This window comes from Paenibacillus sp. J31TS4, assembly GCF_018403265.1.
Taxonomy (GTDB): domain Bacteria; phylum Bacillota; class Bacilli; order Paenibacillales; family NBRC-103111; genus J31TS4.
On the sequence record NZ_BOSI01000009.1, the window covers coordinates 19643 to 38994 of the forward strand.

Here is a 19352-nt window from a genome sequence, read left to right on the forward strand (position 1 = left end):
GCACAAAGCACCCGGAGAAGATCTCCGGGTGTTTTTCGTTGCGATAGTCCTGCGGGCATGGGCAGCTAGCTACCCTTCGCCCAGAATGGCGACGGGACTGAAGGCCTCGTAATAGATATGATCCGCGGGGACTCCTCCCTCCCGCAGCATTCGGTTGACGGCCTCCATGAAGGAAAGCGAGCCGCACAGATAATACCGGGCCTCCCCGCCGGGAGCGGCGGCTTGCAAAAACGGCAGATCGACTACCCCTTCCTTGTCATACGACTTCTGGCGCTTGTCCTCTTCCGTCGGAGCGTTGTAGCAGACATACGACCGGATGGAAGGGTGTGCCGCTGCCAGCTGCTCGACATGTTCCTTGAAGACGTGCGTGCCGCCGTTCATCGTCGCATGAACGAACGCGACCTCGCGTCCGGGCTGCTCGGCCGCCAGCGTATTCAGCATGCTGAGCAGCGGCGTGATCCCGATGCCTCCGCTGATCAGCACGACCGGCGACTGGTCCTCCGCGAGCACGAAGTCCCCTGCCGGTGCCGAGACCATAACCGTATCCCCTTGCTGAATCCGCTCATGCAGGTAGTTCGACACCAATCCCTCCGGCGTCTCCCCATGCGCATCCTCGCGCTTGACGCTGATCCGGTAATAATCATGTCCCGGGGCGTCCGAGAGGCTGTAATGCCGCAAATGCGTATATTGCTCCCCGGGAATGGTCAGCTTGACCGTTAGATACTGGCCCGCCTTGTACGTCGCGATCGCCTGGCCGTCGCGGGGCTTCAGATAAAACGAGGTCACCTCTTCGCTCTCCTTGGTCTTCCGGTCGATTGTAAATTCCCGGAATCCCTCCCAGCCGCCGGGCTGCCGCTTCGTTTCCTCGTACAGCTTGTTCTCCAGCTCGATAAAAGCGTCGGCGATCGCTCCGTAGGCCCGTCCCCAGGCACCAATGATCTCCTCGGTCGCCTGCTCCTTCAGCACGTCCTTGACGGCATCCAGCAGCGTTTCTCCAACGACCGGATACTGGTCCGCCGTGATGCCAATCGCCCGGTGCTTCTGGGAGATCCGCTCGATGACAGGCTGGATGGCCTCCAGGTTGGTGATATGCTCGCCCGCGGCGTAGACCGCGTAGCCCAGCGCCTCCTGCTGCAACCCTCTTTTTTGGTTGGTCTGGTTGAATAGATTGTTCAGCTGGGGGGCTTTGGCGAATAGGAGTTCATAGAATCGCTTGCCGATCGTCGTGCTGTGCTCCTTGAGTACGGGAGCAGTTGCCTGCACGATTCGGATCGTTTGTTCGTCAAGCATGCTCGTTCATCCTCTCGAAGGGAATGGCTTGCCTATGGCAATACCACTAAGAATCCCCTTCGCTGCCGCATTATACCCCTGTCCTGCCCCCACGGTGACGCCAAAAAGCCCGATCTCCTGGTGGAGACCGGGCTGCAGCCGGAACGGCATTAAAGGAGCGGCGTCAGGCCCTGATCGATCCAGTCTTCCCTCGTCGGGCCGTAGATGCCGGGCACGCGGAGTCCCGCCTGCCGCATCAGCACGGTCATCTGCCCGCGGTGGTGGATCTCGTGCTGGATGAGCGCGTGCAGCGTCAGGCCGTTCGGCCATTGTTCCCCGTACATATCGTTCGACTGCTGCAGCGAGTCGTCCGTCCACTGCGACTGGACGATCTCGAGCATCGCCTGGCCGGTGCGCTTGTACGCCTCCGCAATGACGGAAGCCGAAGCGGGCGCCTTCTCGCCTCCCTCGGGGAACGGAATGGCGAGACCGGTGCGGCCCAGCATCTCGGGAATGGTCACGACCAGATGCCACGCCAGCTGACCGAGCGTGCGGGATTGCGGCGCGATTTCCTGGCGGAGGGAATCATCGGTCAGCATATCCAGAACACGCTGGGTAGCGGCGGCTTCATGGGACCAGCTTTTTACGAATTGGTTGACGGTTACGAACATGGGAATGCCTCCTCGGGTTTCGGTTGGTTTGCTGCTCTGGCTCTAGCGTACCAAACCCGTTTGCCACCATTATGTCAGTATTCCCTCATATTGCAGAGCAATCTCACGGGCCTTGGCTGCGAGCGCGCCGGCTACGCTCTCGGGCTCCAGCACGCGAACGTCCATGCCAAAGCTGAGCAGCATCCCGTAAAGCCAAGGCTCGTCCGGCTGCTCCGCGGTCACGAGGAGCGTGCCGTCCGGCTGCTTCTGCATCGGACAGCCGCCGAACAGATCGTGCACGCGCGCCTTGGCCCGCGGCTGCACCTGCAGCACCAGCCGGATGAACGCAGGCCGGTCGGTGCGCGAGCCCCGGTACGTCAGCGACTGGAGCGTATGCGGCCGGGGCTCGAACGTCTCCTCGAGCACCGATAGCCGGTCGATCCGCGACAGCCGGAAAATGCGCGTGTCCTGCCTCAGCCGGCAGTAGGCACTCAAGTACCAGGTATAGCCTTTGAGCACGACGCCGAGCGGCTCGCATGTCCGCTCGGTATCCTCGCCGCCGGAGCTGGTGTAATGAAACGCGAGCACCCGGCGGTCCCGAATCGCCTGGCGCACCGCCGACAGGCACTCCTTTTCCTTATCTCCCCGGTGCCATGAGTTGAGGTCGATCACGAGCTGCTGCCCGAGCGAGCTCCCCTCCTGATCCGAGCGGGCGACCAGCGCTCCCACCTTGTCCAGCAGACTGCCGATCTCCTGCTCGTCCAGCGACGCCTGGACCCCCCGGAGCGCCGCCACGATCGACTGCAGCTCCTCCAGCGAGAGAAACTGCCGGTCGATCCGGTATTGCTCCATAATCTCGTAGCCGCCGGCCGAACCGGCGTGCGACACGATGGGAATGCCGGCGAGGCTGATCGTCTCGAGATCGCGGTAGATCGTACGCATCGAGACCTCGAACCGGTCGGCCAGCTCCTTGGCACTCACCCGCCGGCGGTTGAGCAGCAGCATCGTGATGGCCAGCAGCCGATCGATCTTCATGGACGCGCCTCCTTATTCTGGATAGGTTCTGCGTCTACTCTAGCACGGATCCGGCCAAAACAAAACGCCCCATCGGCTTGTCCCTGGTGGAAACCAGTCCGTCCCATTCCGGGAACAAGGAGAAAGGGAGAAGGTCTTCCCCCAGCGAAAAACGACGAAAAAAATCCCCTCCTGCTCAGCGCAGAGGGGATTCGAAGTGGAAGCGGACGCGCACCTGGTCGCCTGGGAACTCGACGCCCGCGATACCGACATACCCGGGGAGCTGCTCCTCCAGATTGACCCGCAGCTCGCCGGGATCGAGCCATCCGCCCGGCAGCCGCCGGCCTTTGATCTCCGCATGATCGAACGACGCGACCAGCTCGGGGGCCTCCCAGGCTAGCCGGTAGACGGCGGTGACGCCAACCGGCAGCTGGTCCTTATATAGTAGATTGACGTCGGCGAGCAGCAGGCTGCCATCCAGTCGGAAGTCCGCTCCCGTCACCCGGACGTCGGGCCGCACCTGCGGCCGGCGGCTCAGCTCGCTCTTCGCCAGCGTGTTGATGTCCTGCTCGGTGAGCACGAGCTCGGGTTTCCGGTCAAGCAGGAGCTGGGCCGCCTTGTCCGGGATCGAGATGCGGGGATAGGACAGGTCAAGCTCCCGCTCCGGACTCACGAACCGCACTAGGCCGTAGGCAAGCGCCGCCAGCAGCAGGAGAAGCACGAAGAGGATCCCGAAGATGCGCTTCATCGGTCAGTTCTCCCGGTCCCGCTTCTCTTTGAGCCACTTGGGCGCGCCCTTGTTCTTGCGGTCGCGGTGCCGCGCCTCCTTGAACTCGGCCTTGGCCTTGCCGGGCGCCGGCCCGGCCGCCGACGTCCGCGCGCTGGGCTCGCCCGCCCGCTCGGCTCCGCTGCGCGCCGGCTTCCCGGCTGCCGCGCCGCCCAGCGGGGCGCGCCTCTCGGCCGCGCGCTCAGCCGACGGCCCTCCGGCGGCGTCTTCGCGCGTCAGGCCGGCGCCGCTGGGCGGCCGGGCTCCTGCGGGCTTCTGCGGCGCGGAACCACGGCCCGCTCTCTCGGCCGGGCGGCCCGGCTCAGACGGCGCCCCAGCCTCGGCGCGCCCGCTCCGCGGCTCCTCGGCAGCTCGGCCGCGGCGCTCACCGGGACCCGTCAGCTCGCCCCCGTACAGCCGCTTGCGCTCGAAGGAGATGCCGAGCCGTTTGGCGAATTTGTCGAGAATGAAACGCTCCTTCTCGGTCACAAGCGACACTACGGTGCCGCTGCGTCCCATCCGGCCGGTCCGGCCCGACCGGTGCAGGTAATGATCGGCATCCGCCGCCGGCTCGAAGTGGAACACGTGGGTGATGTCGGGGAAGTCCAGTCCCCTCGCTGCGACGTCCGTCGCCAGAAGGAGAGGCAGCCGGCCTTCGCGGAACTGCCGGATCACCTTGGAGCGCGCCAGCTTATCCGCATCCCCGTACAACGAGCCGATCCGGAGGCCGCTGTAGCGCAGCTTGCCCTCCACCTCCGCCGCCACCTCGGTGTCGGTGATGAAGATGATCGCTTTCTTCGGCTGCAGCGTCCGGATGGCGCGCCGCAGCGTGTCGATCCGGTCCCGGTCCTCGCAGACGAGATACAGATGCTCGACTTTGGCAGGAGCAGCTTCGGGCGGACCCGCCGTCAGCCGGACCGGTTCGTTCATCCACCGGTCGGCCACCCCGATCAGCTCATCCGGAATTGTCGCCGAGAAGAAGGCGAGCTGCCGGTCCCGCAGCGCCCCGCTCAGAATCGTCTCTACCTCTTTCACTGAGCTGAGCTGGAACACCTGATCGGCCTCGTCGAGCACGATCGTCCGGACGTGGTGCATCGTCAGCTTGCGGGTTTTGAGCAGCTCGGCGATCCGTCCGGGCGTTCCTACGACAAGCTGCGGATGAAGCTTCAGCTTCTCCAGCTGACGGGCTACCGAGGCCCCTCCGATGAGCGGCTGGGCCAGGATGCTGGTGCCCTCCGTCAGCTTGCCGGCCACGTCGACGATCTGCATGCCGAGCTCCCGCGTCGGCACCAGCACGACCGCCTGCACCTTCTTCTCGGCCGGATCAATCCGGTCGAGCAGCGGCAGCAGGTAGGCCAGCGTCTTCCCTGTTCCGGTCTGGGACTGGACGATCACGTCCTTGTTAGCGTGCAGAAGCGGAATGGCCTCCGCCTGGACCGGCGTCGGCTCGTGGATGCCGAGCGCCTGCAGGCGGGAAAGCCAGGCCTCACCGATCGGAAGTGTGTCAAATGTGGGCTGCATGGGAAATCCTCTTTTCCATAGACTGATTTGTCCATCCATTATAGAGGATTCGCCCTCCTCCCGCCAGTTCGGGACTCAGGCGTCCTCCAGCCGGCCGGAGAGGTGGACGAACCGCTCGCCCGGGACGGGCAGCTTGTAAGGCTGGCCCGGATACGCCCGGTGCAGATAGTCCACAAAGTAGGCCGGATTCTCGGTATTATGCGCGAACAGGTCGTAATGCATCGGCACGATCAGATCGGCTCCGAGCATCGCCCCGAGATCCGCCGCCTCGCGGAACGACATGTTGCCCATCAGGTTCTCTCCGAACCGTTTGAAGTCGTGCCCGTTGATGGGCAAGCAGGCGATCTCGATCTCATGGGGGACGAGCGTCTCCAGCAGCTCGGGATAAGCGAGCGTGTCTCCCGCATGGTATACCTTGATTCCTTCCAAGTCCAGCACATAGCCCAGATGCAAATGGCGTCCTTCCGCATCCCGCTCGAATTCCTCGTGCTTGGCCGGGATCGCTGTGAAGCGGACGCCGTTCAGCGTAACGGTCTCGCCAACGACCGCCGCCACGATGCGTCCGCTGTCGATGCCGATGCTCTCAAGCTTGGCCGCATGGGGAGCCGGGCAGATGAAGACGGCCTGCGAAGAGCTCTTGGCGATGCCGTTCAGCGTGAACGGATCGAGATGGTCGCTGTGATCGTGGGTAAGAAAGACATAGCTGGCGTTCGTCACCTCGTCGGGAAGCATGGGGGGGTCGAACTGCCGCTTGCCGGGATCGCCGCTCAGGTAAGGATCGAGATAGCTGACGACGCCGCCCCTCTTCAGCGCCATTCCCGACTGGCCCAGGTGCCAGGCGGCGACGCCCGTCTCGGGAACCCGGGTCTCCTCCATCTGGGCGATCAGCCGTTTGCCTCTGCGGATGGCCTGCTTGACGATTTGCATGGATCCAACTCCTCTCTGTTACTAGTTCTTTACCCGTTGGCGGATAAACTCGAACCTTGCCGCTTTTTCCTGGTTTCAGGCATATCGGCATCCTTACTCTCACATTTTTTACAAATTTTTCTCGAAAATCGGTAAACACTCCCCTGGTTCGCGCTGTCTTATAGGATGAAAGTCCAAATTCCATCTTAAAAGGAGGATTCATCCATGTTTACTCGTAGTTCGTTGTCCCCAATCTTCAGAAAATGGCTCGCCGTCCCTCTCGCCGTCATGCTCACCGTTCCCGTCTTCGCCTCCGCCGCCGCCGCCGAAGCGGGAGGCGCCGCCGTCCAGGCAGCTTCCGAATCGGCCGCAGCCGTCTATCCGAACGGCGCCAAGACCCCTCCTCCTCCGGAATCGGACATGAAGGGCTCCGGCCTCATCCTCGAGCGCTCCTCCTCCACAGGCAGCATGCAGCCGAACGCCATCAACCCGGGGCAGATCTACCTGTCGAGCGGCAATGCCTCGCTCGTTGACCGGGGAGGCGGCAAGGCCGGCATGATCGGCCAAACGTACGCGACCCAGATCGTTGACACGGTCGGCTTGGAGGTCCGCATCCAGCGGTGGACCGGCAGCAGCTGGGACACGCTTTACACCACTCCGACGATCACCAATTCGAACAGCGCTAACGTATACGGCCAGGACAGCGCTCTCGTGACCAAAGGCTATTACTATCGCGCTTGGGGTTACCATTTCATCATTCAAGGAACGGCCTTCGAAAGCGGCTATACATACTCGGATTCCATCCTCATCAATTGAATGCCCGCCGCCGCCCGGCAGCTCCCCCTCTTAATAGCAAACCGCCTGAAGGCTATGCCTTCAGGCGGTTTTGTTCGTTCCGGCCGTGCCGGCCCGGCTGCGCTCGGCGTCACGGCTACAGCACTGCGCCGCCCGACAGCTTGACGGATGCGCCGACCATATTCCCTGCTGCCTCCGTGAGCAGGAAGGCGATCGTATGGGCGACCTCGTCCGGCGTCGTGATCCGACCGGACGGGATGCCGGCATGCGTCCTCGCCAGCTGCTCATCCAGCGTGCTTCCGCTTGCCGCCGCCTGTTCGCCGATGACCTGGTAGCCCATCCGGGTATCCACGTACCCGGGACAAACCGCATTTACCCGGATGTTGTGGCGGATCGCCTCCAGCGCAAAGCTGTGCGTGAAGCCGATCAAGGCGAATTTGGAGGCGGCGTACGCTGTGTGCCCGGCGCCGCCCCGAAGCCCCGACAGCGAGGACACGTTCACCACGGCCCCGCCCCCGAGCTCCCGCATGCCGGGATAGAGCAGCTGGGTCAGCAGCACGGTCGCGGTAAAATTAACCTGCAGCATCTCCGACAGGGACGCGTCGGTCTCCGTCTCGACGGTGCCGTACCGGTACATGCCCGCGTTGTTGACGAGCAGGCCGACCGGCCCGAAGGTCCCCTCCGCCTCCCGCACGAGGCGTCTGCGGTCCTCCTCCTCCGTCAGCTCGGCCGGTACGGCCGCGATCCGCGCGCCCGGCGTCTCCTTGCGGATCGCCTCCGCCATCTCGCCGAGCCGAGTCTCGTTCCGTCCCGTCACGGTGAGCGACGCCCCCATGCCCGCCAGCAGGCGGGCAGTGGCCCGGCCGATGCCGCCGGTCGCTCCCGTCACCAGCGCATGCTTGCCCGCCAAGGCGTCCGGCGCAAAAATCCCCATCCTCGTTTCCCCCTTCGGTTCCTCTAGTTGTCTTCTCTCCCCGCCTCATCCAGCGCCCGGTCGGCGAGCAGCTTCATCACCGTGTCGTCCATCGGCGGATTGTGCAGCCCCGCCCGGACATCCCGGTACAGCCGCTCGAGCGGCGCGGTGCGGGACAGGCTGGAGCCGCCGACGATGCGCATCGCTTTGTCGACGACCGACAGCGCCGCGTTGGTCGCGAGCTTCTTGGCGAGCCCGAGCTCCGGCTTCATCGCGGCTCTTGCCTCCGGCTCACGGTCCCAGCGGTCCGCCGCTGCGTACAGATAAGCTCTCGCCACGGTGAACTCCTCCTCCATGGCGGCGATGTGCTGCCGGATCGAAGGCAACTCGGCGATCGGGCCGGGGAGGCTGTTCGGCCGGTAGGAGAGAGCGAATCGGAGCGCGTGGCGCCGGGCGGCATAGGCGATGCCGAGATAGCAGGCCGGAATGTGCAGCAGCCAGCCGTCGCCCGTCTCCTTCCTCGGCGGACGCTTGCCCCCCACCGTTATCGAGAGGACATGGGCCTCCGGGACAAAAACCCGCTCCAGCACAAGATCGTGGCTGCCGGTCGCCCTCATGCCGAGCGTGTTCCAGGTCTCCTCGACGCGCACGCCCTCTCCCCGCTCTACATAAAACTCCCCGGTTTCCTCCGTTCCGGTTACGCCTGCCGTCACGATAAATTCCTGCAGAATCGGGCTCAGCGTGCTGAACGTCTTTCGGCCTGTCAGCAGCCAGCCGCCCTCTACCGGTACCGCCTCGGTCTGCGGCCGGCCGCCTCGGCTCGGGCTGCCCGTCGCCCGTTCGCTGGCGAATGAATTGATCATGGCTCCACGGTTGACGACGTCTCCGCAGAACGAGGCGAAAAGCCGCTCGGGCCACGCGTGGGCGTACCTCTCATTCAGCACGATGCCCATATGCCAGCCGACCGCAAGCGCGGTGGAGCCGTCTCCCCGGGCGAGCCGCTCCTGCGCCAGGACCAGCTCGTACAGCGACATCTCGTCCCCGCCGTATTCCTTCGGAACCGGGAGCCCGAGATACCCCTCCTGCTTCATCTCCTCGAAATTCTCGAACGGAAACGACCCCACCCGGTCATGCTCGGCTGCCCGCTCCGCGAACCTGGCCGCCAGCCGGTCGGCGAGAGCCGCTATTCTCTCTTCCCGCCCATTTCGAATGAACGGGTCGGATTTGCTAGTTGTCGTCATGTGTCATGCGCCTCCTGTTCCATTCCGGGATCGCCTCGCCGCCGGCTGTTTCCTCCGGGTGGCATCCCCCGCTTCTCGCCTAGTGTTTCTCTCCGGTGCCCAAATACGCATCCATGATGCCTTCGCGGGCGCGCAGCTCCTCCGGCGTGCCCTCGAGCACGATCTCGCCCGACTGGATGACATAGGAGCGGTCCACATGGCGGAGCGCCAGCTCGACATTCTGCTCCACGAGCAGAATCGTCATGCCCTCCCGGTGAATCTCGCGGATCATCTGAAATACGCTGCGGATGACGAGCGGCGCGAGACCGAGCGACGGCTCGTCGAGGATGAGGAACGACGGACGCGCCATAAGCGCCCGGCCGATCGCCAGCATCTGCTGCTCGCCGCCGCTCATGTTGCCGGCACGCTGCTTTCTCCGCTCCGCCAAGATGGGGAACAGGCCGTACACCCTCTCCAGCTCGGCCGCATGGGTTCCCCTTCCGTGCCGGTAAGCCCCGACGAGCAGATTCTCCTCCACGGTCAGGTCTCCAAAAATCCTCCGGCCCTCCGGGACATGGCTGATGCCGAGGCGGGGCACCGCAGATGGAGCCGTTCCCGTAATGTCCTGTCCCGCGAACAGAATCCGTCCACTTCTCGGCTTCACGAGCCCGGAGATCGTCTTCATGATGGACGTCTTGCCGGCTCCGTTCGAGCCGATCAGGCCGACGATCTCGCCTTGGCGAATCGTCATGTTCACGTCCCGCACGACATCGCCTGCGTCGTATCGAATTGTCAAATCGTGCAGCTCAAGCATCCAGATCCCCTCCCAGATAAGCCTCGCGAACCACGTCGCTGCCCCGGACCTCCTCCGGCGTGCCGTGGAAGATCAGCCGGCCGGAATCGAGCACGAAGATTTCCTGGCTCAGCTTCATCACCACGTCCATGTCGTGCTCGATCAGGAAGACGGTCAGCTGCGTGTTCTCCTCCCACAGCCGGCGGATCAGCTCCACGAGCTGCTGGCCCTCGTACGCGTTCATGCCGGCCGCCGGCTCGTCGAGGAAGAGCAGACGCGGCTGCGACGCCATCGCCCGCGCGATCTCGAGCCGGCGCTGGTCGCCGTACGACAGATGGACGGCCAGCTCGTTGCGCTTGGCGTACAGTCCGAACGCTTCGAGCAGCGCTCCGGCCCGCTCGAGGACGTCTGCGCTGCCCCGTTGATACGAGGAGAGGCCCAGCACGCCGCGCAGCAGGCTGAGGTCGGAGCTCTGGTGGAACCCGGCGAGCACATTTTCCAGAATGGTAAGACGTTTGAACAGCCGGATATTCTGGAACGTTCTCGCCGCTCCCCGCCGCGAGAACTGGTCGGGCCGCATGCCCGCAACAGGTTCGCCGGCGAGCTCGATGCTGCCGGAGGTCGGCTTCACCGCACCGCTCAGCAGGTTGAAGAGCGTGGACTTGCCCGCTCCGTTAGGCCCGATAAGGCCGATGAGCCGCCCCTCCTGAAGCTCGCAGGAGAAGCCGTCGACGGCCCGGACGCCTCCGTAATGCTTCCTTACCTCGCGGGCGGCTAATACAATCTTCGTCATCGCTTCGCTCCCTCCTTCGGACGCAGCTCAAGATGCTTCGGCCTGCCCGACAGAATGCCCTGAGGACGGAGCAGCAGAACCGACACGAGAACGACGCCATAGATGAGCATCCGGTAATCCGCCAGTCCCCGGAGCAGCTCCGGAACGGCCGTCAGCAGCACCGCGCCCAGCACCGGTCCGAACAGGCTGTACATGCCCCCGACGACGACCATCGCGAGCAGCATGAACGACTCCAGCGGGTAGAACGTATCGTAGTTGATGTAGGCCATGTAATGGGCGAACAGGCTGCCTCCGAGTCCCGCGATGCCCGCGGAGAGAGTGAACGCTGTCACCTTGTACCGGGTGACGTTGACCCCAAGCGTGGCGGCCGCCACCGCATCCTCCCGGATGAGCTGGAACGTCAGGCCGACCGGCGACCGGTACAGCCGGGACAGCCCCCAGAGGAGAAGAGCCAGGAGGGCGAAGGTAAAGTAGAACATGCGGACGTCGGTGTTCAGCTCAAAGGCAAACAAGGAGGCGAACGGGATGCCCGGCACGCCGTTCGGCCCGTTGGTCAGCCCCTCCCAGTTGAGCATGACCATCTGCGCGACGATGCCGAAGGCGAGCGTGGCCATGGAGAGATAGTGTCCTTTGAGCCGAAGCACCGGGACCGAGAACAGGAACCCGACCAGTCCCGACAGCACGATTGCCACCGCGAAGCCGACGAGAAACGGCATGCCCGCCTTCGTCGTCAAGAGCGCGGACGTATAGGCGCCGATGCCGAAGAAGGCGGCATGCCCGGCCGAGACCAGCTTGACCTGGCCGACCAGCAGCCCGAGGCTTGAGGCTACAATCGCAAAGATGCAGGACATGACGCCGATGCGCTGGTAGTAGGCGTTCGTGACGACCAGTGGGAACAGCAGCGCCAGGACGACGAGAAGCGGCAGTGCGTATTTGCGGAGGGCATTCATAGCTTATCCTCCACCGCTTTGCCGAGCAGGCCGTTCGGCCTGATGAGCAGCACAAGAATCATGATCCCCATCGCGATGGCGTCCTGGTAGGCGACATTGATGTAGCTGGCGGTGAACACCTCGAGCACGCCGAGCAGCAGGCCGCCGACGACGGCACCGGTCATGTTGCCGAGCCCGCCGAGAATGGAGGCCGCGAACGCCTTGAGCCCCATGGAAAACCCTAGTGCGGGGTAGATCGCCCCGTAGAGCGCCCCGACGAGCGCGGTGGCCGCTCCGGCGAGCGCCGACCCGACACCGAACGTCAGGAGGATGATCAGTTCCGGCCGGATGCCCATCATGCTCGCTGTCTGGGGATCGGCAGCCGTCGCCCGTACGGCACGGCCGGTCCGCGTCCGGTACAGCCAGTAATTGAAGATAAGGACGATCACGATGCTGGCTGCCAGGATGACGAGCCGGATGCCGGTAATCTGGATGCCGCCGAACGACACGTTGCCGATTCCTACGTTGAAGCTGTAGTTGATCTGCCCCGGCCCCCAGATCAAGAGCGCCAGATTCTGCAAAATAAGCGACATGCCGATGCCGCTGATCAGCGGAATAATTTCGTCCGATTGGCGGTACGGCCGGAAGGCGACGCGCTCGACGGCCATGCCGAGGAGGGACGCGACGGCCATGGCGATCAGCAGGACGACGAAGAATGGCAGCCCGCCAAACGCGAATACGACGATAGAGACGACGATATACCCGGTGAACATGAACACATCGCCGTGCGCCATATGAAACAGTTTGAGCACCCCGAAGATCAGCGTGAAGCCAAGCGCGATCAACGCATAGACGCCTCCGAGGGCAAGCCCGTTAATCCATTGTTCAAGTATCAGCATGCTGCAGCACTCCCCTCACAAGCGGGAGTCCGTCCCGCCAGACCGGGGCGGACTCTCTAACGTCGGATGAGGCCGGCGGCGGCCGGCCTGTTATTGGTTGGTTTACTGGTAGGGAACGAACTTGCCGCCTTTCACTACGAGGTTGTAATACGGCTTGTTCGTATCGTCCCGCTTCGAATCGAATTTGATGTCACCCGTCACGACCGGAAAGCCATTAAGCTTCTCCATCGCGTCGCGGATGCCCTGGCGGGTGGCGCCGCCCTGCTTGATGCCTTCGAGCACGGCAAGCGTGGAATCGTGCGCAAGAGCGTTGAAGTAGCCGGCGTCGTGGCTGTACTTGGCCTTGAAGTCCGCGACAAACGCCTTCACCCGCGGGTTATCGGCCTCCGGATAGAACAGGGAGTCGAGGTAGACGCCCTCGACGGCGGCTCCCCCTTTCAGGAAGCCTTCGGAATCGAAGGTCGAGGCGCCCATGAAGTCGGCCTTGAGCCCCATATCCTTCGCCTGCTTGATGAGAAGGAGGCCTTCGCTGTACAAGCTGCCGAGATAGAGAAGATCGGGATTCGTCCCCTTCACCTTGGTCAGCGCCGACGAGTAATCGATGCTCTGGGAAGGCGGATAGGAATCGTACAGCGTCACCTGCGCGCCGTTCTGCTCGGCGTATTTTTTGAACGCGGAGGCGTTCGACTTGCCCCAGTCCGTATTGATGTAAAGAATCGCGATCTTCTTCTTGTTCAGCTTGTTGACCGCGAAATCCGCCAGGTTCTTGCCCTCCATGTCCTGCGTCGTCGAGCTGCGGAAGATCCATTTGGTGCTCTCGCTTGTCAGGTCGGGGTGCGACGCCGTCGGCGTGATCATCGGCACCTTGTTGCGCTCGTAGATCGGAATGCCCGCAAGTGTAGCCGTCGAGCTCCAGTGGCCGATAACGGCCAGCACGTTTTTGTCCGAGGCGAGCTTCTGGGCGACGTTCGCCGCCTCCTTCGGATCGTTCTTGTCGTCCCCGTAGACGATCTTGACCTTGCGGCCGTTGTAGCCGCCCTTGTCGTTGAATTGGGAGACGGCCAGCTCGGCGCCTTCCTTGAACGCCTTGCCGTATTCCGCTCCGTCTCCGCTCATCGGGCCGGCTACGGCAATCGTGATGTCTCCTTCTCCCGAGGCGCTGCCTCCTCCTTGCCCGCCGCAGCCCGCCGCGACAAGCGAAACCCCGAGTACGGCCGCCAGCACGGCTCCCCACCGTTTGGATCCTCTCATGTTCTCTTCCTCCCCCATAGTTGCTTACGATCCGATGTCTTATCGCGGCCCGGCTCAGCCGGTTGCCGTGCTGTACAAGCCCCGGCCGATGGCGACCGTCTTGCCGTCCGGATTCTCGACCCGGATGTCGGCGATGCCGAGCGTGCGTCCGTTCTTGACAACGGTCGCCGTCGCCACCAGGTCTTCCTTGCGAGCCGGCCGCAAGTAATCGACCCGCAGATCGACGGTCGGCAGCCCCCGCCCGTGTGTCGTGATGAGCGCGAAGTCACCCGCAACATCGATCAGTGCGGCGATGACGCCGCCATGTACGTAAGAATCCGCTTCGTCCGCCAGGAAGTCCTCGCGAAACGGAAGACGAATTTGAACCAAGCCTTCCTCTGCCTTCTCCAGCTTGAGCCCCAAAAATTGATGATACCGGGGCCGCTCCAGCAGCTGGAGCAGCCTCTCGCGGTCAACTGCCATCGATTTCTCCTATCCCTTCTCTTCCAGCCTGGCGCTCAGGCTGGCTTTGTCAATCTTGCCGGTGCCGGAGAGCGGCATGCTCTCCAGGAACACCACCCGGCGCGGATGCGCATAAGCCGGTCCCCGTTCGAGGAAGTACGCCTGTAGCTCCTTCTCGCTCAGCGACGAGCCCGGCCGCCGGACGACGAAGGCGGCGGGCGCCTTGCCCTTGGTCGGATGGGCCATGGCGACGACACATACGTCGTCGATCTCCGGATGGCGGATGAGGACGTCCTCGATCTCCTTCGGATAGGCGTTCTCTCCGCCGATTATGATGAGATCGTCCTTGCGCCCTGCGATGTAGCCGTAGCCGTCTTCGTCGAACCGGGCGAGATCTCCGGTCTTCAGCCAGCCGTCCTCCGTGAAACGGGCCTTGGTTACCTCAGGCAGATTCCAGTAGCCGATGGCGACCCCCGGATTCCGGACCCAGAGCTCCCCGATCTCGCCGGGACCGAGCTCCCTCTCGGCGCCGTCCGTGCTGACGACCTTGACGTCACAGCCGGGGAGAGGCAGACCGGCGGCTCCCTGTCGGCGGATGCCCCACCGGGGGGAAACGAGCACCTGCGGGCCGCCCTCCGTCAGCCCGTACGCCTCCAGGACGTCGACCCCGTACCTCTCCTGCAGTTCTCGCATGAGCTCGGGCGGAACTTCCGACGAGCCGCAAATGAGGAACCGAAGTGACGACAGGTCGCGGCCCGGATGCTGCTTGTGGTGGGCCAGAATCATCTTGTACATCGCCGGCACGCCGGTTGTGTACGTTACCCGGTATGTCTCGACCGCCGCGATCACCTCCGCCGGGTCGAATCCCGGCAGGATGACGAGCGTCGCCCCCAGGAGGAGACAAGGCTTAACCGCGTTGATCATCGCGTTCTTGTGATAGAGCGGCACCGAGACGAGCGCGACGTCGCTCTCCTCCAGCAGGAGCACCCTGCGGTTCGTCTCGGCGTTCCACCACTGGCCGCCGTGGGTCAGCATGCATCCTTTGGGTCTGCCGGTGGAGCCCGACGTGTATAGAAGGAAGCACAGATCGTCGTCCCGGACCGTTACCGATTCGGCGATCGGCTCCTGACCGGCGGCAAGCGCCTCGTACGGCACCTCATCCGGGTCGGGTCCGCCGGGAAACGGGTTCCCTTCGGGCTTCGATTCACTCGCGCCCTGGCTCTTCCCGACGACGAGCAGTGGTCCGCTGCGGGTCGGCCAGCTCAGCTCCCGCGCTGCCGCGAGAAGCGACTCGTGCGCCACCAGCAGCTTGGCCCCGCTGTCCGCCAGTATGTAGGACAGCGTTTCGGCATTCAGCTTGCGGTTCAGCGGCAGAGGCACGGCGCCGATCCTCATGAGGCCGAAGCACAGCTCCACGAACCGGTAGTCGTTCGGGAACAGGAGGGCGACCCGGTCGCCGAATTCGATCCCGAGCCGGCGGAACACGCCGCCCGCCACGTTCATCCGCTCCTCCAGCTCGCGGTAGGTGAGCGTCGCCTCGGGCGCCACGACCGCCGGTTTGTCCGGCAGGAGCCGGACAGCCCGATGCGTCAAATCGCCAAAATTATTCGTTAACGGCTTCACGGCGTAATGATCACCTTGCCGAACAGCTCCCGCTCCTCGATAATGCGGTGCGCTTCGCGAATGTCCTCGAGCGGCAGCACCCGGTCGATGACCGGAACGAGCTGCTTGGTGCTGACGAGCTCGACCAGCTTCTCAAGGTCGGTCCGCTCCCAGGCGTTCGAGCCGAGAATGCTGATTTCACGCGTCCAGACATAACGCAGGTCGGTCACGGCGTCAAAGCCGGTCGTCGCGCCGCAAGTGAGAATCCGGCCGCCGACCTTGGTCGCCCGAATGCTCTTCGGCCACGTCTCCTTGCCGGTGTAATCGACGATGACATCCGCGCCGCGCTTGCCCGTGATGCGCCACGTTTCCCGCGAAAAATCGTCCGTCGAGTAATTGATGACGTGGTCCGCACCCAGCTCTCTCAGCTTCTCGAGCTTACTCTCAGAACTGGCCGCCGCGATGACGACCGCGCCGACGGATTTGGCGATCTGGACGGCAGCCGTACCTACGCCTCCGCTCGCGCCGAGGATGAGGATCGTCTCGCCGGCTTGGAGCTGTCCCCGCGTGATGAGCATCCGCCAGGCCGTCCCGTAGGCGATCGGCAGCGCCGCCGCATCTTCGTAGGAGAGCGCGTCCGGCAGCGGAATGCAGTTGGCAGCCGGCACGCTTGCGTATTCCGCCAGCCCCCCTCTCAGATCCTCGCCGAGCGCTTGGCCGTGTACGAGCGGGTCCACCAGCACCCGGTCCCCGACCGCCACACTGGTGACGCCCGGCGCCACCTGAACGACTTCCCCTGCGATGTCACCGCCCGAGATATGCGGAAGCTCCAGCGTCCGGCCCGGTATGCCTCTGCGGACGAATATATCGAGGTGGTTCAGGCCCACCGCCTTGACAGCAAGCAGCACCTCTCCCTCCTGAAGCTCTGGTGTCGGGTACTCCCCGATCACCACCTTGCTGCGGTCTCCATGCTCTACGATCAAAGCTGCTCTCATCTTGTTCGCACTCCTTTTGCTATGTAATAAATTTAGATGAATTCATAAATGCCGCCGGATACCTCGTGCCGGCTCTTCTCCCCGGCGCCGGCAAGCCGGACGAGGAACGGCCCCTCGCCGTGCCGGTTCAGCGCGTCGGCAACCTGGCCCGTGCCAGCTGGCGAGCAGAACAGCAGCTCTCCGCCCGGGAGGGCCAGCGTCCGGCAGTGGGCCCGGAGGGACGGATCCGCGGCAGGCACTCCGGCCTGCAAACCGAACAGCCGCGCCCACTCCTCCGCCGTCTCGCCAGCGTCTCTCACCGCGAACGCCACCTGTGTCAGCTTCAGCTCGCCAGCGAGGTGTGGCGCTTGTTCCGCCTCCCGGTTCAAGCGACCAAGGCGCTCCTCGTCGCTCTCCCCCCATTGAATAACGAAGGGCAGAGGCGGGCCGTGCCCGTCCGGCCATTCGAGGAACAGCATCGACCAGGCGAGCAGCGAGCCGTCGGCCCGTCTGCGGCTTCCCGGGAAAGGACCGGTCACCCGAAGTCTTTGCGAGCGGAAGCGCTCCGCCTCCTCCTCAATCCGGTCGGTCCGAAGCGCAAGCCGGGCGAACTTCTCCCCACTCGGCAGCTCATCGACCGTCTGCCGGACCAGATCGTTGTCTCTTGTCTTGGCCGCCAGCGCAGGATGCCTCACGCCCAGCAGCTCCAGATAGCTGAGACCGAAATAGCTCAGCTCGTTGTACGTACCCCAACGCTCATGCTCGCCCCCCGGCCGGACGGCGAGGCCGATCCCGCGCAGCTGTTCCGCCGTCTCCTCGGGACGCCATACGATATGAACCAAATGATCGAACCGGAAAGCCAACGGCAGTCCTCCTTCCTCTCGTTTCCGTGTTGTCGGGCTGGCCGGGACGGCGGTCCCGGCGCTCGCTCGTTCGCTTTGCCACAGACAAGCTGGAAAGCGTTATCTTACTTACTTTTTGTTCATCATACGGGTGGATTCTGATTTTGTCAATAATTCTTATGCGTTTTGTCGGATTAAAGGGTTGATAGGATCATGACCCTTCCAAGGATACCCAAAAACAAAGCAACCGCCTTCCGGTTGAGTACCGGAAAACGGTTGCCTTAGATGGCTTTTCAACTTTCAACATGACGGGGATAGGACAAGGGGGCTTAGAACCGCTCAAGAACATGCAGGGGGCCCCCTACTTCAAATGATTGGCGACCCGGATGGCGTCCTCCTGGCTGATCTTGCCGTATACCTTGATGACCGATTCCTTGCCGAGCAGGATGAGGAACTGGATGCCGTTCGCCTTGTTGCTGATCAGCTTGCCCTTGATGCCGAGCGCTTCCACTTCGCTGACCGTATCGTTCTCCTCGTCGATTCCCATGGACATGATCGTATTCGGCTCGAGCAGGTTCTGCTCCACCAGATAAAACTCTCCCGTCGGTTTCTTGTACGTGATCGAAGCCTGCATCGCCCGCCCTTCTTCGTCCACGGACAGCTGGATGTTATCCTGCGTATAGCCGTCCAGCACGAGCTGAGGCTCCAACATCGGGAACAAGGTCCGGCGTTTCGCCTCCTCCATGCTTACCTTCATGTCACCTTTTTTGACCAGTCCGCCCGTTCCCGGAGCGTTCGGATACTTCGGCTTGTTCTCCGAGGCGGTATCGGGCGGCGGTGCAGTCTTGGCTCCCGACGTATCCTGGTCTCCCTCCCGGTTGATAAAGGTCAGCACAGTGCCCTTCCAGGACTCGACGATCTGGTTGAGCGGCTGGAACGCCTTAGTGATAACCGGCGAACCGAACACGACGGAGCCGATCAGGAGGGAAGCGACCGCCGTCGCGATGAGCTGCCATCTCCGCCGGCGGTCTCTCCGCCGCTTGGCACGCGCCATCTTCTCCCGCATCCGCTGCCAGGATGCGTCGGGGTTCGGAATCTCGATGCGCGCATACGATTCCTCCAGCCCTTCCTCCCAGGCCTCATCGAACAACTGGTCGAATTTGTTTTGGTCCATCAGCGGATACCCCAATCTTCCTGCAGTTTTTGTTTGACCGCTTCTCTGGCGCGATACAGCTTCTGCCGCACCATACCCTCGGTCATACTCATCGCCTCGGCCATTTCCCGGTAGGACAGCTGATGAATCCATCGCATCTCCAGCAGCTGCCGGTATTCCGGCTTCAGACGGTCGACATACTGCACGACAGCCTCCTTCAGAAGCTTGGCCTCCACTTCCTGTTCAAGCGGGACAGTTCCCGAGTGGGAAGCTTCTGTATATACAAAGACAGCATCAAAATCCAGTTCGTCACGGTTTCTCTTCCATTTTTTCACATAATTCAGCGCCGAATTCCGGGCGATCGTCTTAAGCCAGCCTTCCAGCTTCTCCATATCGGCCACTTGGCTGGCTTTCGTAATGGCCCTCAGGAACGAGTCCTGAATGATATCCTCGACCGCGGCATGATCCTTGATGATAAAAAAAACGACTGGGTAGACCAGCCGGTAATACTCCCGGTACACTTCCTGCTGCAGCGCTTCGGGCAAGGAAGGAAAGTCATTCGTCAATATGAGAATCAGATGTTTCGGCATAAATTCCTCCAACACTTGGGCGAATCGCTTC

The 19352-nt window shown here is 63.2% G+C and carries 20 protein-coding genes; 1 reads left to right on the forward strand and 19 read right to left on the reverse strand.

The features are described from left to right. Positions 1-69: 69 nt before the first annotated feature. The 6 genes from hmpA to KJS47_RS22190 form a co-directional block, all read right to left on the reverse strand. The gene (hmpA, locus tag KJS47_RS22165) at positions 70-1290 is read right to left on the reverse strand and encodes an NO-inducible flavohemoprotein (RefSeq protein ID WP_213527832.1); all 1221 of its coding nucleotides are present in this window, start codon (positions 1288-1290) and stop codon (positions 70-72) included. A 149-nt stretch (positions 1291-1439) separates the two neighbouring features. Next, positions 1440-1940: a DinB family protein gene (locus KJS47_RS22170; protein ID WP_213527834.1), complete on the reverse strand. Its 501-nt coding sequence runs from the start codon at positions 1938-1940 to the stop codon at positions 1440-1442. Between the two features lie 69 nt (positions 1941-2009). After that, positions 2010-2954, reverse strand: a complete 945-nt coding sequence (locus KJS47_RS22175; RefSeq protein ID WP_213527836.1) for a helix-turn-helix transcriptional regulator — start codon at positions 2952-2954, stop codon at positions 2010-2012. Between the two features lie 175 nt (positions 2955-3129). Continuing rightward, a complete protein-coding gene (locus KJS47_RS22180; RefSeq protein WP_213527838.1) occupies positions 3130-3681 on the reverse strand; it encodes a hypothetical protein in 552 nt (183 codons plus the stop codon). Between the two features lie 3 nt (positions 3682-3684). Then, on the reverse strand, positions 3685-5220 hold the full coding sequence (locus KJS47_RS22185) for a DEAD/DEAH box helicase (RefSeq protein ID WP_213527840.1): 1536 nt from the start codon (positions 5218-5220) through the stop codon (positions 3685-3687). A gap of 75 nt (positions 5221-5295) precedes the next feature. Then, on the reverse strand, positions 5296-6147 hold the full coding sequence (locus KJS47_RS22190; RefSeq protein WP_213527842.1) for an MBL fold metallo-hydrolase: 852 nt from the start codon (positions 6145-6147) through the stop codon (positions 5296-5298). Positions 6148-6351: 204 nt separating this feature from the next. Between KJS47_RS22190 and KJS47_RS22195 the strand changes: the two genes are divergently transcribed. Beyond that, positions 6352-6942: a DUF6147 family protein gene (locus KJS47_RS22195; RefSeq protein WP_213527843.1), complete on the forward strand. Its 591-nt coding sequence runs from the start codon at positions 6352-6354 to the stop codon at positions 6940-6942. A gap of 115 nt (positions 6943-7057) precedes the next feature. Here the strand turns inward: KJS47_RS22195 and KJS47_RS22200 are convergent, their stop codons facing one another. The 13 genes from KJS47_RS22200 to KJS47_RS22260 form a co-directional block, all read right to left on the reverse strand. Beyond that, positions 7058-7855 carry an SDR family NAD(P)-dependent oxidoreductase gene (locus tag KJS47_RS22200; protein ID WP_213527845.1) on the reverse strand — a complete coding sequence of 266 codons (798 nt, stop codon included), beginning with the start codon at positions 7853-7855 and terminating at the stop codon, positions 7058-7060. A gap of 23 nt (positions 7856-7878) precedes the next feature. After that, a complete protein-coding gene (locus KJS47_RS22205) occupies positions 7879-9075 on the reverse strand; it encodes an acyl-CoA dehydrogenase family protein (protein ID WP_213527847.1) in 1197 nt (398 codons plus the stop codon). 79 nt (positions 9076-9154) lie between these two features. Continuing rightward, positions 9155-9868, reverse strand: coding sequence for an ABC transporter ATP-binding protein (locus KJS47_RS22210; protein ID WP_213527849.1), 714 nt, complete (start codon positions 9866-9868; stop codon positions 9155-9157). Further along, positions 9861-10640, reverse strand: coding sequence for an ABC transporter ATP-binding protein (locus tag KJS47_RS22215; protein ID WP_213527851.1), 780 nt, complete (start codon positions 10638-10640; stop codon positions 9861-9863). The genes KJS47_RS22210 and KJS47_RS22215 overlap by 8 nt, the downstream gene beginning before the upstream one ends. Next, complete coding sequence (locus KJS47_RS22220; RefSeq protein ID WP_213527853.1) at positions 10637-11590, reverse strand: branched-chain amino acid ABC transporter permease; 954 nt, start codon at positions 11588-11590, stop codon at positions 10637-10639. The genes KJS47_RS22215 and KJS47_RS22220 overlap by 4 nt, the downstream gene beginning before the upstream one ends. Further along, positions 11587-12468, reverse strand: a complete 882-nt coding sequence (locus tag KJS47_RS22225) for a branched-chain amino acid ABC transporter permease (RefSeq protein ID WP_213527855.1) — start codon at positions 12466-12468, stop codon at positions 11587-11589. Before KJS47_RS22225 ends, KJS47_RS22220 begins: the two co-directional genes overlap by 4 nt. Before the next feature lie 102 nt (positions 12469-12570). Beyond that, positions 12571-13719 (reverse strand): ABC transporter substrate-binding protein, encoded by a 1149-nt coding sequence (locus KJS47_RS22230; protein WP_213527857.1) that lies wholly within the window; start codon positions 13717-13719, stop codon positions 12571-12573. A gap of 54 nt (positions 13720-13773) precedes the next feature. Then, positions 13774-14181 (reverse strand): PaaI family thioesterase, encoded by a 408-nt coding sequence (locus tag KJS47_RS22235; RefSeq protein ID WP_213527859.1) that lies wholly within the window; start codon positions 14179-14181, stop codon positions 13774-13776. A gap of 9 nt (positions 14182-14190) precedes the next feature. Next, positions 14191-15783, reverse strand: a complete 1593-nt coding sequence (locus KJS47_RS22240; RefSeq protein WP_213527861.1) for a class I adenylate-forming enzyme family protein — start codon at positions 15781-15783, stop codon at positions 14191-14193. Further along, positions 15780-16757, reverse strand: a complete 978-nt coding sequence (locus tag KJS47_RS22245) for a zinc-binding dehydrogenase (RefSeq protein ID WP_213527862.1) — start codon at positions 16755-16757, stop codon at positions 15780-15782. Before KJS47_RS22245 ends, KJS47_RS22240 begins: the two co-directional genes overlap by 4 nt. Positions 16758-16789: 32 nt before the next feature. Beyond that, on the reverse strand, positions 16790-17599 hold the full coding sequence (locus KJS47_RS22250; protein ID WP_213527864.1) for a VOC family protein: 810 nt from the start codon (positions 17597-17599) through the stop codon (positions 16790-16792). Positions 17600-17939: 340 nt separating this feature from the next. Continuing rightward, on the reverse strand, positions 17940-18752 hold the full coding sequence (locus KJS47_RS22255) for a DUF4367 domain-containing protein (RefSeq protein WP_213527866.1): 813 nt from the start codon (positions 18750-18752) through the stop codon (positions 17940-17942). Continuing rightward, positions 18752-19321 carry an RNA polymerase sigma factor gene (locus tag KJS47_RS22260; RefSeq protein ID WP_213527868.1) on the reverse strand — a complete coding sequence of 190 codons (570 nt, stop codon included), beginning with the start codon at positions 19319-19321 and terminating at the stop codon, positions 18752-18754. Before KJS47_RS22260 ends, KJS47_RS22255 begins: the two co-directional genes overlap by 1 nt. Positions 19322-19352 lie beyond the last annotated feature (31 nt).